At 32.1% G+C, this 577-nt stretch carries 1 protein-coding gene; it reads left to right on the top strand.

Annotated elements, in window-relative coordinates; all coding sequences use genetic code 11:
- Positions 1 to 120 precede the first annotated feature (120 nt).
- The gene (locus AC1DJR_RS32815) at positions 121 to 402 is read left to right on the top strand and encodes a hypothetical protein (RefSeq protein ID WP_429687341.1); all 282 of its coding nucleotides are present in this window, start codon (positions 121 to 123) and stop codon (positions 400 to 402) included.
- Positions 403 to 577 lie beyond the last annotated feature (175 nt).

The following is a 577-nucleotide window of genomic DNA, read 5'->3' as shown; positions in this document are numbered from 1 at the left end:
CCTTTCTCGTGGTTTAGGGCACGCTTATGGAGATAATGTGGGTGTTTATCCTCAAAGTGAAGATTTAGCAATTGAGATGGGGAATTTTATATTAAAGCATAGTGGAAAGTAGGAGAAATGATGGGAAATAGAAAAGTGATATTAATTTCCAGCTTCGCTATTTTACTATGTATCTTTGCATTTACAGACTTACAAATATCCAATAGTCTATATGAACCAACTAATAAGATACTAGTACCAATGAGTCGTATTGTGGTAGGAGCCCATTTTGCTTCAGATGTTACAGTTGGAGTCGCTATTTCAGTTACTGTTTTTATGTGTTTGAAAAAAATTATATGGAGAGATAAGAAAAATAAACGCGCCAATAATAATGATGTTCTTCTGCATTCATTGAATCGGTAATAAGAAAGTCTTTTCCTTTGAGGGAATATAATAATTAATGCATGGCTTGTTCATTAAGCTGTTTTGATAAATAAGTTAGCATTTGGATTATCCTCATTTTATTTATTAAATTCAATAATAGGATTGGTTGCAAGGTGAATTTCTAATTCCGAAATAATAGAGGGAAGAGTAATCT

This window comes from Bacillus sp. 05T31 (assembly GCF_056396725.1).
The sequence above is the reverse complement of the archived record's forward strand: the minus strand, read 5'-3'. Positions and strand labels throughout refer to the sequence as shown.

What these genes read in the sequence shown, in the direction of transcription:
- AC1DJR_RS32815 (WP_429687341.1), top strand. Translation starts at nt 121, where the DNA reads ATGGGAAATAGAAAAGTGATATTAATTTCCAGCTTCGCTATTTTACTA.